The organism is Vescimonas sp. (assembly GCF_057856985.1).
Window position 1 is genome coordinate 1 of record NZ_DBLZXX010000030.1, and the last position, 15267, is coordinate 15267.

Consider the following 15267-nt stretch of genomic DNA (forward strand, 5'->3'; position numbering starts at 1 on the left):
CCCTCACGGCCAATATTGCGCACGATGCCGCACAGCCGCTCTCCCGGCAGACGGCGCAGCAGGATATCGCAGGCCCGCTTCAGGTGGTCGGGTCTGCCGTGACTGGCGGGGTTATACAGGGCGATGGTCAGATCCGCCGCCGCCGCGCAGTCCAGCCGCTTTTCGATGGTTTCCCACGGCGTCAGCCGATCGCTGAGACTGATGACCGCGAAGTCGTGGGTCAGCGGCGCACCCAGCACCGCTGCGGCGCTGCAAGCCGCCGTCAGACCCGGCACCACCTGAATTTCAGGCTCCTGCGCCTCGCCCCGCAGCTCATAGACCAGTGCCGCCATGCCGTAGATACCGCTGTCACCGGAGCAGACCATGGCGACCGTCTTGCCGCCGCGCGCCAGCTCCAGTGCCAGCTGGCAGCGCTCGGCCTCCCGTGTCATGGGGGTGGAGTGAAGCTCCTTGCCGGGGTAGCGGTCCCGCACCAGATCCACATATACCGGGTAGCCTACGATGGCGTCACATGCCCGCAGGGCGGTATCTGCCCGAATGGTCATGTCCTCATAGCTGCCTGGCCCGATACCTACTACAATTACCTTACCCAAAACGCACCTCCCAATGCTCCGCCGCGACGGCGACGGTCACACCGTCCCGCGCTGTTTTTTGTACGATCAGTTTTTCGGCATCCAGCAGCGCCGCCCGCTCACAGACATTGTCCACGCCGGTAATGGAGCGGACGAAGTCGGAGGGGGTGAAGTCACCCGCCACATCCCGCAGCTGCTGCGCCGTGTAAAAATGCACCGGCCAGTTGTTTTTCTCACAGGCAGTCAGCAGTCCCGCCTCGTCCTGCTTCAGGTCGATGGAATAGACGCCGCGAATAGCCGCCGTGTCCAGCCCATTTTCCGCGAACGCTGTCTCTACCGTCGTCTCCACCGCATCGGCGGAGATGCCGCGGCGGCAGCCTACGCCTACCCGCAGCACCCGGGGGATAAGCCGCAGGGTGCTGGAAAAGGGTGCTTTGATGCGCCAACCGATAAAAACACCCAGCGCACCGTCCTCGGCGGCAAATGTGCCTGCCGGCAGGGAGGAGGGCAGGGGATATTGGCTGCAAAGGGGGACATCCCTCTCTAAGATCGCCGCCGACACCGCCTTGGCAAGACCCATGTCGGAGATGGCACAGCCGTGCCGGGCAGCCCATGCGTCCACGGAAAATTTGCCGCGGACATCGGTGGCGGTGGTGACCACCGCCGTGGCGCCCAGCTTTTCCGCCATTCTTTCCGCCAGTGCGTTGGCGCCGCCGATATGGCCGGAGAGCAGGGGGATCACAAACCGCCCCGCCTCGTCGATGCACACCACCGCCGGGTCAGTTTTTTTGCTTTTGACATAAGGGGCGATCTCCCGCACAGCAATGCCGCAGGCTCCCACAAAGATCAGTGCGTCCATGGAGGAAAAACTCGCGCCATATACCGTCTTGTCCAGCGGCAGGAAATCCGATTCCTCAAACCGTTCCATGGTGTAGCACACGAACGTTGCCTCCGGCAGCGCCGCCATCACCCGCCGCGCCGTGGCGCAGCCACCGCGGCTGAAGGCAAACAGGGCGGCTCTCATTGCGCCCCCTTGCGGAACTCCGTTGTAAAGTTGGGGTGATACAGCAGCGAGCGCAGATAGCTGTCGCCCAGACAGTTGCCCACCACGATCAGCGAGGTCTTGGTCAGACCATTGCCCGTCACCGTCTCATGGAGCGTGCCCACGGTGCAGCGAAAGATCTTCTCCTCCGGCCAGGTGGCCTTATACACCACCGCCACCGGCGTCTCGGCGGCATAGCCACCTGCCAGCAGCTCGGCTTGCAAATGCTCCGTCAGTGAGGTGCTGAGAAACAGCACCATGGTGGCCTGATGAGCCGCCAGCGAGCGAATGGACTCCCGCTCCGGCACCGGCGTGCGGCCGGGGGCGCGGGTGATGATGACGGTCTGGCTCACATCGGGCAGGGTGTACTCCGCCTGCAGAGCCGCCGCCGCGCCGCAGAAGGCGCTGACGCCGGGGCAGACGTCGTAGGCGATACCCCGCTTTTCCAGCTCATCGAACTGCTCCCGCACCGCACCGTAAATGCTGGAATCCCCTGTGTGCAGGCGCACGGTGGTCTTGCCGGCGGCCTCCGCCTTTTCAATGAGGGCGATGACCTCCTCCAGCGTCAGCCTGGCGCTGTCGTGGATCTCACAGCCCACTTTGGTATAGTCCAGCACCGCCGGATTCACCAAAGACCCGGCGTAGATCACCACATCGGCCTCGCCCAGCAGCTTGGCGCCACGGACGGTAATAAGGTCGGCAGCGCCGCTGCCCGCTCCCACAAAATGTACCATTGTCAGTCCTCCTTTATCCGGCGCAGCAGTGCCGCTGCGTCCTTCGTCTCACAGAGATAGCCGTATTCCTTGGAGAACAGGATAGCGCCCGCCTCCATATCGCCGCATTTATAGTGCATCATGTCGTCGATGCGCCCGGCCAGACGGTGCAGCACCGCGTCATAAAGTCCCTGCTCCTTCAATAGCCGCAGGGCATCGTCACAGGTGGCGCAGCGGAGCATCTCCGCCGCCGCACCGCCGTGCAGACCCTCTGCGGCGGCACAGGCCGTCAGAATATCCATGCGGCAGTCGCCGTAGCGGGAGTGGGTGTTCCACATACCGCCCGCCAGCTTCACCAGCTTGCCGATGTGACCGATGAGCAGCGCCCCTCGGAAGCCCAACTCCCGGCACATCTCCAGCGCGTCGCCGATGAAGTTGGAGGTCATCACCGCCGTGGCGGGGTCGATGCCCATGGCGTCCTTGATATAGTCCGCGCCGTAGTTGCCGGGGGCCAGCAGCACATAGTCCGCGCCGCTCTCCCGCCGCTGCCGCAGCTCTACATGGATGGTGTCCACCAGCGCCTGCTCGCTCATGGGTTCTACGATCCCCGTGGTGCCTAAGATGGAGATGCCGCCCTCAATACCCAGCCGGGGATTGAAGGTCTTTTTCGCCAGCGTCTCGCCATCGGGAGCGGAGATCATCACATACAGGCCGCCGGTGTATCCGAACAGGCCGCAGACCTCCTCCACGTTCTCCTGGATCATCCGGCGGGGTACAGAGTTGATGGCCGCCGCACCCACCGGCTGGTCAAGACCCGGCTTGGTTACCCGACCGATGCCCTGTCCGCCGTCGATGACAATGCCAACAGTCTCTGTTTTCCGCACCTCGGCATAGATCAGGGTGTCACGGGTGATATCCGGGTCATCACCGCTGTCCTTCCGGATGGCGCAGCGTACACAGTCCGGGGACAGATGGATGTTCTCCACCGCCAATGCCAGCTCCATGCCCTTAGGTGTCAGCAGGCGGATGGACTCCTTTTTGCTGCCGCTCAGCAGCATCCACGCGGCGGCCTTGGCTGCCGCCGCGGCACAGGAGCCGGTGGTGTAGCCCAGACGGAGCTTTTTCCCGTCCCGCATCACAAATTCCTTCATGGCTTACCGCCTGATCTGGTAGAGCATGGCGTTGCAGATGGCCGCCGCTACGTTGCTGCCGCCCTTGCGGCCCCGTGCCACGATGTAGGGCGCGGCAGCGGCCTCAATGATGCGCTCCTTGCTCTCCACCACGTTCACAAAGCCCACCGGTACGCCGATGATGAGGGCGGGGCGGAGCTTACCGGTCTCCATCAGCGCCTCCAGCGAGAAAAGCGCCGTGGGGGCGTTGCCGATGGCGAAAATGCAGGGCTTTTCCAGCGCCGCCGCCCGCTCCATGGATACGAAGGCGCGGGTCACGCCCCGCTCCTTGGCCTCCGCCGCCACATCCGCATCCGACATGAAGCAGTGTACCTCTCCGCCCAGCGAGGCGAGGATCGTCTTGTTGATCCCGGCCTTGGCCATCTGGGTATCGGTGACGATGTCACAGCCCGCCCGCAGGGCGGCGATGCCCTTTTCCACCGCGTGGTCGGAAAAGGCCAGATTGTCCACATAGTCAAAGTCCGCCGTGGTGTGGATGACTCGCTTGATGACCAGCTCGTTTTCCGGGTCCAGCCGCCGGTTACCCAGCAGTTCGGTGATGATGGCAAAGCTGCGCTTCTCGATATCCATAGGCTTCATCTGCTCCATCATAGCGTCTCCTTTCTGCAAGCCGCCAAAAAGCGCTGTGCCATGACGGGCTTGGCGTAAAAATGGAAGTGGGGGAACCCCGCGTACAGCGTGTCCGTGGCATACGCACAGCGCCACTGCTTGCCGGAGGGCTTTTCCGCCAGAAAAGCGCCGCCGGGCCGGGGGGTATCCCAGTGGTGGAATTCATGCATAGGTACCTGCTCTCCGGCGCGGCAGAGGAGGCTGTCCTCCTGCGCCGTGGCAGTGATGTAGCCGAACCGGGTCAGCTTTCCCGTGTCAAAGCAGTCACCGGGCAGCGCACCTGCCATGGCGTGGCCCGCGATGGACTGCGTCAGGTACATAAAGCCGCCGCACTCGGCGATGCAGGGCATTCCCGCGTGTACAGCGCCTCTGATCTGCCTGCGCAGGGTGTGGTTTGCCTCCAACTGCGTCGCATACAGCTCCGGGTAGCCACCGCCCAAGTACAGACCCTGCACGCCGTCGGGGAGCCGCTCATCCGCCAGCGGGCTGAAGGGTACCAGCTCCGCACCCAGCTGCCGCAGCAGGTCGAGGCTGTCCTCATAGTAAAAGCAGAACGCCCGGTCCCGCGCCACGCCGATACGCACCGGCGCGCCTGCCTCCGGCAGCACCGGCGGCGTAAAGTCCAGCGGCGGCGCGGCAGCCGCGATTTCCAGCAGAGCGGCTATGTCCAGCGTTTTTTCCGCCTCAGCCGCCAGCTTGCGAAGCTTCTCTTGCAGGTCGGCTACCTCGTCCGCGGTGATGAGCCCCAGATGGCGGCTCTCCAACGCACACTCCGGCAGACGGGGCAGGTAGCCGCAGGCGCGGACGCCCAGACGGTTTTCCAGCTCCCGCGCCAGCGGGCCGTAGCTCATGGCGCTGCACCCGTTGAGGATGACGCCCCGGATACCGCTGTCCGGCGCGAAGCGGAGAAAGCCCTCCGCCGCCGCCAGAACCGACAGCGCCGCGCCCCGGGCGTTGACCACCAGCACCACGGGGCTTTCGGTTTCCCGCGCCGCCTCGTAGGTGCTGGCGCGGGTGGAGGTGAGGCCCAGACCGTCATAGTATCCCATGACGCCCTCGATCACTGTGATATCGCAGCCCTCGCCGTTGTGGGCCAGCAGATAGCGCATGGTGTCGCGGTCAAAAAAGAATGGGTCGAGGTTGGAGCTTTTCGCGCCGATGACCCGGCTGTGGAACATGGGGTCGATATAATCCGGGCCGCATTTTGCCGCGCCTACCCGCAGACCCCGCGTTACCAGCGCCTGCAAAACGGCGCAGGTGACGGTGGTCTTGCCGCAGCCGCTGTTGGTACCGGCCAGCACCAGCCGGGGGACTTTTTGCTCCATAGCGCCCTCTCAATCCGCCACGATGGTGGCAAAATAGCTGATCTCCTCCGGCAAGTGCCGCAGATCGGTGTAGACCTGCTCTGTCTCCAGCCCGCAGTCCGCCACCATCCCGGCGTTTGCCGCCATACCGCGGCGCTCCAGCGCCGCCGCCGTCTCGTGGATGGCCTTGCCGGACTTCATGATGACCTTCGTTCCCGGCAGCGCCAGCGCGTTGTCCAGCTCGGCGCTGCCCGGCAGGATGTGGAGAGGCTCGTCCATACGGGTGAGACTGCGTCCCAGCCGAGCCGCCACGGCGCAGAAGCTGGTGACGCCGGGACACATCACCGTTTCAAACCCGTCAGCGCGGATGCGCTCCAGAATATAGCAGGCCGTGGCGTACACGGACACGTCGCCCAGATTCACCATGGCCACGTCCCGCCCCGCCGCCAGCTCGGCTTCGATAGCGGCTGCCGCCGTGCGGTAGCTGTCCTCTCGTACCGCTGCGTCATGCGCCATGGTGAAGTCCAGCGGCAAGACGGTCTTGCCCTGCATATCCACCGCCCCGGCGGCAATGTCCAGCGCCAGCATCCGTCCGGACTTCATCCGGGGAGCCGCGATAACGTCACACGCCTCCAGCACCCGGCACGCCTGCCGGGTCAGCAGTTCCGGGTCGCCGGGACCCACGCTGACGGCGTAAAAAACGCCCTGTTTTTCCATGATAGCACTCCTTACGGTACGAATTCCAGACTGTCGAAGCAAGGGTCGTACTTCCCGTGCTCCATTTGGTACAGCTTTGCGATATACGCCCGTGTAAAGATCTCCTCCGGCGGGCCGATGCGGTCAATCCTGTCGCCTGCCACGCACACCACGGTGTCGGAGATGCGCTCCGCCAGCTCCAACTCGTGGAGCGACAGCAGCACCGCCAGATCGTTTTCCCGCACCATGCGCTTGAGTACCGTCAAAAGCTCCAGCTTGTAGCGGATGTCCAGAAAGCTGGTGGGCTCATCCAGCACGATGATCTCCGGCTCCTGACACAGCGCCCGCGCCAAGAGGATGCGCTGGCGCTGCCCATCGCTGATGGCGGAGAAGGGGCGGTCGGCAAACTCCATGCCGCCTACCTGCTCCAAGGAGCGCTCCACGATGGCCTGATCCTCCGGCTGCAAAATGCCCAGCCGCCCGGTATAGGGATAGCGGCCGCTGCTCACCACGTCCCGACAGGTCATCAGCTCCGGTTCCATGCGGGCCGTCATCAGAATGGCCATGCGCCGGGCGATCTCATTGCGGCTGCGCGCCTCCATGGCCTTTCCATCCAGAAACACCGTGCCGGACACCTTGGAGAGCTGGCCGATAATGGTTTTCAATATAGTGGATTTTCCCGAGCCGTTGGGGCCTATCAGCGTGACGATCCTGCCCCGCTGTACATGGAGGGCGATGTCCTCGATCAGAGGCTTGCCGTGGTAGCCCACGGTCAGGTCTTTTGTTTCCAGATATGCCATACTCACGCCGCCTTTCTGTGGATCATCATGTAGATCACGATGGGTGCGCCGAATACCGCCGTGACGGAGCTGATGCTCACCTCTGTGGGGGCAAAGGCGGTGCGGGCGATAAGGTCGCAGAACAGGCAGAACACGCCGCCGCCTAAAAAGCAGGCCGGGATCATACACAGCGGCTCCGCCGATTTGAACAGGGACTTCATCAGGTGCGGCACTGCGATGCCAACAAAGGAGATGGGGCCGGCAAAGGCCGTGACGCAGGCGGACAGCACACTGGACAACAGGATCAGCGCCGTCCGGAAGGCCCGCAGGGGGACGCCCATATTCTGGGCGTAGACCTCGCCCAACTGGTACGCCCGGATGGGCTTGGAAAGCAGGAAGGTCAGCAGCAGCGTGATGCCGCAGACAACGGCCATAGTCTTTACGTTGTCCCAGCTCATGCCGGAGAAGGAGCCGAGAGACCAGTTGTGCAGATTCACGATGCTGGAATCGTCGGCAAAGGTCACGAGAAAATCCGTCAGCGCCGAGCAGATATAGCCGATCATCACGCCGCAGACCACCAGCAGGCTCATGCGCTTGACCCGCTGGGAGATCAGCAACACGAAGCCCATGGATACCATAGCTCCCACGAAGGCCGCCGCGATGAGAATGGCGGAGGAGGTGGTCTTGCCCCGGCTCAAAAGCACCAGCATGGCCACGCACACCGTCATCTTTGCGCCGGAGGAGATGCCCAGCACGAAGGGGCCTGCGATGGGGTTATGGAAAAAGGTTTGCAGCAGATAGCCGGACAGGGACAGCGCTCCGCCCAGTATCAGCGCCGAGAGAAGCCGGGGCAGACGGATCTTCACGATGATCTGGCTCTGGGTAAAGCCCACATCGCCCCCCAGCAGAATGCGCCATATCTCAGACGCGGAAAGCGAAACGCTCCCCGCGAAAATATTCCAAAGTAAAAATGTGAGTAAAAGCAGGAGGAGCAGCAAAAAGCTGCCCCAGATGCGAAGTGTTCGGGTCTTGTTCATGCTGCTCCTCCCTATTATCTGCCAAAGCAGGATTCCATCAATGCAGCCGCGTCAAAAAACGGAAGGATGCATCCTGCGATTCGGTCAGTGCATGGTTGATATCCAAAATAAGGTCGCTCAGCTCCAGCGACTCCTGATAGAAGTTTTTGGTCAGGCACCACACATTACCGCTCTTGACGGCCTTGAAGTCGGCCATCAGTGGATCCAGTGCCACCAATTCGTCCAGCGTGTGCAGCTCACCATCGATGATGCTGTTGTAGATCAGCACATCGGCGTCCACTGCACCGTGGTAGAAGGATTCCATCTGAATGTTGATGGTGGACTGGGCGTTGTCCTCCGCCGATTCATCGAAGGAGACATAGTCTCCGCCTGCGATGGTGACGCACTTCGCCACATAGTCCGTGGACTTGCGGACGTTTACAGCGCCGCTGCTGGTGATGTAGAAAAACGCCACAGTCTTGCCGGTGGGCTGCTGCTCCAGTACGTCCGCCACGCTGTCCATCTTCTCATTAAACAGCGCCTCGGCCTCATCCTCCTTGTCCAGCAGCGCCGCGTACAGCTTGATCCACTCCATCCGACCCAAGGGCTGGGTCTCGTAGCTGGATGTCTCCACCAGCACGGGGATGCCCAGCCGCTCCAGTTGCTCCAGCACCGCCGGAGAGTGATAGATCATGGTGTTTTCCACCGCCAGATCACAGCCCTGCGACAGGATCAGCTCATAATCCGGCTCGGAGTACTTGCCGGCGTATACCAGCGCTCCGCTGTCCATGGCGTCCTTGGCACGCTGGATATACCAGTCCGACTGCTTTTTACCGCTGAGGGTGATGCAGTCGATGGCGTTCAGCTTGTCGAAGTAGTCCATAGCGGCGGCGGCTACCAGATAGATCTGGTCCAGCGGCTGCTGCAAAACGGTGACGCCGGAGGGGATCCCCTCGGGTACCGCTGCGCCCTCCGCCACCAGCAGGTACACCCGGTCATTGTTGATGGTGATGCGTTTGTAGCTCTCTCCGGCGTACTCCACAGTGAACTGCTCCGCGTAGCGCAGGGACATGGTACGGTCAAAGACCAACTCATCCCACGATACGGAGGCGGTTTGTCCGTCTGTTTTGGCGGGAGCGTCAGCCGCGCCGCAGGCGCAGAGGGACAAGACCGTCAGCGCCGCCAGCAGCCCGGCGAGAAAACGCCTCACTGGGCGGCCTCCACAGCGGTGGAGGAATCGAAGGTCAGAGTGTACTCGATCTCGTGGGGGGTGCTCATGGCGGTGGTATCGCCGATCACCGTCAGCGGGGTATCCAGCGCCCGCACGGGGATCTCAAAGGTGGAGCCGCCCTCGGTGGTGAGAACGTCATAGCGCTGACCGTCCACCAGCATATAGTCGTACTTCTCACTGCTCCACACGATGGTGGCGGTGGCAGTGCCGTTCTCCACCTTCAGGGTGCAGGGGGTCAGCACATGGGACTTACCGGAGCCGCCCTCGAAGCCTACCTCAATGGTGTAGGTGCCGTCCGCCAATGCGATGGCGGCAGTGTCATCGCCGTCATCCTCCTTCAGGACAGGGTTGGAGACGGACACCTTGTGGTCATACCATACGCCCTTCTTGCCGATGAGGGCCACATCGAACTCCTCATCCAGCGCGGGAACGGGGATATCAAAGCCATTGACCGTTTCAGTCAGACCGTCGGGATAGGTGACGGTGTCCTTGGTGGGCTGGAGCAGCGCGGCGCCGTCCTTCTGGGCGTCCTCCTTCAGACCGGGGAACAGATTGACGATGCTGGTAGAGGCCAGACTGACGTGGATGGTCATCTGGCCGTCCTTCACGGTCAGCACGCCTTTGCCGTCGCAGGTCTCGTTGGCGTGGAACATGCTGCTGTCGGTATTGAAGTCGGCGGTGTATACACCGTCCGCCAGAGCGTGCTGGTCAGGCGCATCGTTGCCGGAGGCATCGGCCTGCTGCTGTCCGCAGCCCACCAGCAGCGCTGCCATCATCAGAACAGCCAGCAGAAAGGAAAAAATTTTCTTCATAGTTAAGCCCTCCTTGCTTTGAAAAAGGCTCCGAGGCGATGGTATACCGCCCCGGAGCCCGTTCAGTCCTTGTTACGCGATGGCGTCAATGGCAGCCTTGGTGTGGGCCACATAGAGGGCCTGCACGTCCGCGATACGGCCCAGACCGGAGATCTGGCAGTTCACGGTGAAGCCGGCGGCCTCAAACATGGTCTTCCAGGAGTCATCGTCAGCACCGGCCATGTCGTTGTTGGCATGGTCGCCAGCCACGACCATCAGGGGACGCAGCACCACGGTGGTGTAGCCGGCGTTCTTGACGGCCTCGATCACGGCCTCGCAGGAGGTCTCCTCAGGCTCGCCCTCCACGGTGCCCACGAACACGTTCTCGTAGCCCAGCTTGGCCATCTGGGTAGCCATCTGGCTGTAGGTGACCTTGGCCACATGAGCCGTACCGTGGCCCATCAGCACATAGGCAACACCGGCATCCTTGGCGGCAGCGGTGGACTCATAGCCGCTCTCCTCGAGGGCAGCAGCCACGACGGCCTTGGCGGCGGCTTCCTTGTCGGCGTTGATAACGGTGGCATCGTCGCCCACCTCGCCCAGCAGGGGCTCGGCGATCTCAACGGAGTCAAACTGGTCGCGAACCTTGTCGATGGCGGCGCACATCTCGTCGTACTCAGCACCGTGCATCAGATGGGTGGGCTGCACCACCAGCTGCTTCACACCGTTGGCGACAGCGCGCTCCAGAGCCTGGTCCATGTTGTCGATCTTCTCGCCGTCACGGGCCTGGATGTGGTTGATGATGATCTGCGCGGTGAAAGCGCGGCGCACGGACCAATCGGGATTGGCCTCCTGCAGGGCATCCTCAACGCTCTTGATGTCGGCTACGCGGCTGTCGTTGAAGGAGGTGCCGAAGGACACCACCAGCAGCTCCTTCTCGCCGATCTCGTCCTGGTTGCGGGGATCGTCCTTGGACGCGTCACCGGTGTCCAGACCGAAATAGTCGGGGCTGGCTTCCTCACCCTCCACCAGAGCCTTCTGGGCGTCGGTCAGGGCATCCCAAGCGGCCTTGGCGGCCTCACACTGGGCGTCGGTCTCCTCGGTGCGCTCCTGTACGTAGATGGCGTCGATCAGAGCGGCAACCTTGTCGGCGGCGGCCTTGTCGGTTTCCTCAGTGTTCACATTGTTGTTGTCAGCGTCGTTGGTGTCGGCAGCATTGTCCTTGTTGCCGCAGGCGGTCAGCATGCTCATCAGCATCACAGCCGCCATCAGAAAGGCAAGTGCTTTCTTCATGGGGGATCTACCTCTTTCTAAAATATTTGTTCTGAAAGAAATATAAAAACGGCTGCGTCTCACACAGCCGCCCTCGGTGCTTCTTACTACATACACATCCGTGCGGTCCACCGCGCCGGATCATAAGTTCGTAGGAAAACCAACCTGTTGGCAGCAGGCTTGAGATTCCACACACAGGCAGGTCTCCTGACTTCGTTCATCGCGGCATTGCCCTTCCCAGTTTCCCAGTGGATTGCAGGGCCGCTCCCGTACACAGTGACTGCATCGTTCCGGATTCGCACCGGATTCCCTTTTCATCTGCTTTTGGGCAGACACCTCTGTGCTACAACTTTATATTTTTCCAGACAGCGGGATTATATCACATTTTGTCGAATTGTCAATCCGTTCTGATGGCGGATATCTAAAATCTATTGATTCGTGCATGCCGGATTTGCTGTTATTGCAATGTATTCTCCCCACAGCGATTGCAAGGAGCAGAGAAGCACCTTGCCGCCTCTCTGCTCCCTCACTTGCTTGTTTATTTTTGGGTATTTTCTTCATCGTCCAGCAGGTCGGTCATATTCCGCAGGCTGATGCCCAGGGTGGACCCGTTGTGCAGCAATGCCGAGGTGGTGGGCGGCAGTACCCCCGCCACGCCCAGTGCGATCAGCGCCAGGTTGAAGCCCACGATGAAGCGGTAGCTGCCGTGGATACGCTCCATCAGTGCCTCACCGAGCCTGCGCAGTGTTACCAGCGCAAACAGATCCTCCGAGGCAACGGTGATGTCGGCGATCTCCCGGGCGATGGCCGCACCGGTGGAGATGGCGATGCCCGCGTCCGCTTCGGAGAGGGCGGGAGAATCGTTGACGCCGTCGCCCACCATGATAACGGTGTGTCCCTTTTCCTTTTCCTGCCGGATAAACGCGGCCTTGTCCTCCGGCAGCACCTCGGCGTACACGGCGTCCACGCCCACCTCGGCGGCCACAGCCTCCGCCGTGCGGCGGTTGTCGCCGGTCATCATCACCACGTTGGCAAAGCCGCTCTCGTGCAGCGCCCTCACCGCCTCCCGTGCCTCCCGGCGCAGGGGATCGTGGATGCAGATCACCGCCGCCAGCTCCCCGTCTATGCAGAGATACAGCTGGGAATACGCGGCTGGCAGCGCGTCAAATTTCGGCTTCTCTCCCTCCGGGATGCGGCAGCCCTCGTCCTCAAAGACAAAGTGGGCGCTGCCGATGATGACCTTCTTGCCCTCCACCATGCTGGAGATGCCGTGGGCCACCACATACTGCACCTGCGAATGGTACTCCTCGTGGGTGAGCCCGTGCCGCTTTGCCTCCGCCACCACGGCGTTTGCCATGGAATGGGGGTAATGTTCCTCCAGGCAGGCGGCAAGGCGCAGCATTTCCGCCTCATCGTGTCCGCCGAAGGGGATGACCGCCGCCACGGTGGGTGTCGCATAGGTCAGCGTGCCGGTCTTGTCGAACACAATGGTGTCCGCCTTGGCCACCGCCTCCAAAAAGCGTCCGCCCTTGACGGAGATGTGATAGCCGCTGCTCTCCCGCATGGCGGACAGCACCGCGATGGGGATGGCCAGCTTCAGGGCGCAGGAGAAGTCCACCATCAGCACCGCCAGCATTTTCGTCACGTTCCGGGTCAGCAGATACGTCAGTACCGTGCCGCCCAGCGTGTAGGGTACCAGCCTGTCCGCCATCCGGGACGCCTTGTCCTCGGCGGTGGATTTCAGCTTCTCCGACTCCTCGATCATGCGAACTACCCGGTCATACCGCCCGCTGCCGGAGGATTTCTCCACGGAGATGACGCACTCGCCCTCCTCCGCCACCGTTCCGGCATAGACGGGACTGCCGGGGTGCTTCGCCACGGGCATGGACTCGCCGGTGAGGGAGGACTGGTTCACCATGGCCTCGCCCTCCACCACCCGGCCGTCCAGCGGGATCATGCCGCCGGTGCGGATCACGATACGGTCCCCCGGCTTCACGTCGGTGATCTTCGTCAGCACCTCGGCGCCGTTTACCTGCTGCCAGACGCTGTCCACCCGCAGGCTCATGGCGGAAGCGAGGTCGGCCACGGACTTTTTGTGGGTCCACTCCTCCAGAATTTCGCCTAAATGCAGCATGAACATGACAGAGCCTGCGGTGGCAAAATCGCCCCGTGCCATGGACACCGTAACGGCGGTGGCATCCAGCACGGCGACGGACAGTTTGCCGTGCCACAGTGCCGAAAGCCCCTCCCGGATGTACTTTACGGAGCGGAGCAGTGCCAGCGCCGTGGTGATGGGTACAGGCAGAAACAGCTTGGAGACGCACCGCCGCATGACGGCGACCGCCAGCTTGTCCTCAAACTCCCGGTTCAGCGCACGGGAGGTATGCTCCGGCACCAGCTCCATGGCCTCCGCCTCGGCGAAGGAGAAACGTGCCAGCGTACGGAGTATGCTTCCACGCTCCGCGTCATAGAGCACCACCGCGTCCTGCGTCCGGTCGTAGACTTTGACGGAGCGCACGCCGTCCACCGCCAGCAGATAGTATTCCAGCACATCCGCCTGGGATAAGCTCATCCGCCCGCAGCACAGGTGTACCCGCAGCCGCCCCGGTAAATCATGTAGGATCGTGCATTTCATGGATCACTCCGCCTTGGCTTCCTCCGCGGAAGCGTCCTCCACCACAGCGGCGGCCTCCGCCTCTGCGCGGCATTCGTTGATGGCCTTCGCATCGGCGTAAACATCCTCCGCACCCTCACGCACCGCCGTGACCGTTTTCATCACGCCTTCCTTGGCACGCAGTGCGGCTGCAGTGGTGTGGGCGTAGACTTTCTTGGCATCCTTGCTGCCCAGCAGCTTGATACCCGCTGTGCCGAACAGCACACCTGCTGCAAATAAACCGATTTTTTTCATAATGATTGTCCTCCTATATAAAATATATATGTCAAACCGATGGCCGCGATGGCGGCATCGGAATGATCTTACTGTTTCTTCTTTCCGAAGCTGCTCTCAAAACAACGGTGTAATCAACGCCCATATGTCCCAAGGCATCCCGGTGTATTTCATTACCTGCCGCCGAATTTGATCCTCACGATCTGCATCTTCATCATTCCGTCACCGACTTTGGCAAGGAAACGGAAAAATCTGCTGACAGAGGGGTCTTTCAAATCATTGTAGCCCAACATATAGCTCCGGCTGGAGACCTGCAAGCGGCTGTCCCACGCCCCGATCTCTTGGGGAGCGTCCGAAACCGCGAAATATGCGCCGACATCCTTGATTTTCGCGCTTTTGAGCCATGTTTTTGCAATCATCTTCACCGCCGTCCGATTTGCAGCGTCAAACACCAGCACACCGCCGGGGAAGGCGTCTGCCATACCCTGCACAAGAGCTTTGACCTGCTCGGTCAGGAAGTAATAGAACACGCCGGAGGCAAAGAATACCGCACCGTTTGAAGAGTCAATTTTTCTAAACCATTCGGTATTGTTCAAATCGCATGGGATATTTTCCTCACGCTCCCCGGCGGGCAAAAGCTCGTTACGCACGGCTATGACATCGGGAAAGTCCAGATTGTAAATGTTACAGCTGCCGTTGTCGCAGCTTCTTCCAGTGCTGTCCAGCCCGCAGCCCAGATTGACCACCGCCGCATTGGGGTGGCCTTTCAGATAATCCTGCACCTCAAAAGCAAGGTCATTCTGCCGCATGGCCACCTCAAGCGAGCCGAAACGCTGCATCAGGCCGCGGGAGTTTTTCTCCGCCTCTGAAAAATCGTAGTCGATCTCGTTAATCAGCCGCACCGCCGTTTCATCTTGAAAAAGGTTTGGGTACAGCTCCGTGCATAGTTTCCGGGAATAAAGCGGAATGACCAGCGTTTCCTGCACGGTGTTTTTCTCAATTTTATATTTCGTGGGTATCACTCACTTTCTGATAAATGGCAGTTCCGGCATACAGTCACGCTCGGCGATGTGTGCCAGCATTTCGGCGAACCCCTTTGGATCGCGAATCTGATATTGCATGTGATCGTATCCCTCAAACACGGGATAATGGCCGCAGGGGTAGG

Annotated in this window: 15 protein-coding genes and 1 riboswitch; all 15 genes read right to left on the reverse strand. The window is 61.5% G+C overall.

From position 1 onward, the window contains the following. The coding region (cobJ, locus tag ACZM22_RS10685; protein ID WP_489544052.1) for a precorrin-3B C(17)-methyltransferase at positions 1–593 on the reverse strand (593 nt) is incomplete at its 3' end. Further along, positions 586–1596, reverse strand: coding sequence for a cobalt-precorrin 5A hydrolase (locus ACZM22_RS10690; RefSeq protein WP_489544053.1), 1011 nt, complete (start codon positions 1594–1596; stop codon positions 586–588). The genes ACZM22_RS10690 and cobJ, both read right to left, overlap by 8 nt. Further along, positions 1593–2348: a precorrin-4 C(11)-methyltransferase gene (gene cobM / locus ACZM22_RS10695; RefSeq protein WP_489544054.1), complete on the reverse strand. Its 756-nt coding sequence runs from the start codon at positions 2346–2348 to the stop codon at positions 1593–1595. Before cobM ends, ACZM22_RS10690 begins: the two co-directional genes overlap by 4 nt. Before the next feature lie 2 nt (positions 2349–2350). Continuing rightward, positions 2351–3478: a cobalt-precorrin-5B (C(1))-methyltransferase CbiD gene (gene cbiD / locus ACZM22_RS10700; RefSeq protein WP_489544055.1), complete on the reverse strand. Its 1128-nt coding sequence runs from the start codon at positions 3476–3478 to the stop codon at positions 2351–2353. Positions 3479–3481: 3 nt separating this feature from the next. After that, positions 3482–4105 (reverse strand): precorrin-8X methylmutase, encoded by a 624-nt coding sequence (locus tag ACZM22_RS10705; protein WP_489544056.1) that lies wholly within the window; start codon positions 4103–4105, stop codon positions 3482–3484. After that, complete coding sequence (locus ACZM22_RS10710) at positions 4105–5451, reverse strand: cobyrinic acid a,c-diamide synthase CobB (protein WP_489544057.1); 1347 nt, start codon at positions 5449–5451, stop codon at positions 4105–4107. Before ACZM22_RS10710 ends, ACZM22_RS10705 begins: the two co-directional genes overlap by 1 nt. Positions 5452–5460: 9 nt before the next feature. Next, on the reverse strand, positions 5461–6147 hold the full coding sequence (gene cobI, locus ACZM22_RS10715; protein WP_489544058.1) for a precorrin-2 C(20)-methyltransferase: 687 nt from the start codon (positions 6145–6147) through the stop codon (positions 5461–5463). Between the two features lie 11 nt (positions 6148–6158). Then, the gene (locus ACZM22_RS10720; protein ID WP_489544059.1) at positions 6159–6926 is read right to left on the reverse strand and encodes an ABC transporter ATP-binding protein; all 768 of its coding nucleotides are present in this window, start codon (positions 6924–6926) and stop codon (positions 6159–6161) included. Positions 6927–6928: 2 nt separating this feature from the next. Continuing rightward, complete coding sequence (locus ACZM22_RS10725) at positions 6929–7942, reverse strand: FecCD family ABC transporter permease (protein WP_489544060.1); 1014 nt, start codon at positions 7940–7942, stop codon at positions 6929–6931. A 37-nt stretch (positions 7943–7979) separates the two neighbouring features. Beyond that, complete coding sequence (locus ACZM22_RS10730) at positions 7980–9131, reverse strand: ABC transporter substrate-binding protein (RefSeq protein WP_489544061.1); 1152 nt, start codon at positions 9129–9131, stop codon at positions 7980–7982. After that, entirely contained in the window at positions 9128–9964 is an 837-nt protein-coding gene (locus tag ACZM22_RS10735) for an iron transporter (protein WP_489544062.1), read from the reverse strand. Before ACZM22_RS10735 ends, ACZM22_RS10730 begins: the two co-directional genes overlap by 4 nt. A gap of 72 nt (positions 9965–10036) precedes the next feature. After that, positions 10037–11236, reverse strand: a complete 1200-nt coding sequence (locus ACZM22_RS10740) for a sirohydrochlorin cobaltochelatase (RefSeq protein WP_489544063.1) — start codon at positions 11234–11236, stop codon at positions 10037–10039. A 159-nt stretch (positions 11237–11395) separates the two neighbouring features. Then, a riboswitch (cobalamin riboswitch) is annotated at positions 11396–11570 on the reverse strand. Positions 11571–11753: 183 nt separating this feature from the next. Then, positions 11754–13850 (reverse strand): heavy metal translocating P-type ATPase, encoded by a 2097-nt coding sequence (locus ACZM22_RS10745; protein ID WP_489544064.1) that lies wholly within the window; start codon positions 13848–13850, stop codon positions 11754–11756. A gap of 3 nt (positions 13851–13853) precedes the next feature. Further along, positions 13854–14123, reverse strand: coding sequence for a DUF6110 family protein (locus tag ACZM22_RS10750; RefSeq protein ID WP_489544065.1), 270 nt, complete (start codon positions 14121–14123; stop codon positions 13854–13856). Positions 14124–14275: 152 nt separating this feature from the next. Then, entirely contained in the window at positions 14276–15088 is an 813-nt protein-coding gene (locus tag ACZM22_RS10755; protein ID WP_489544066.1) for a class I SAM-dependent methyltransferase, read from the reverse strand. Positions 15089–15267: the final 179 nt, after the last annotated feature.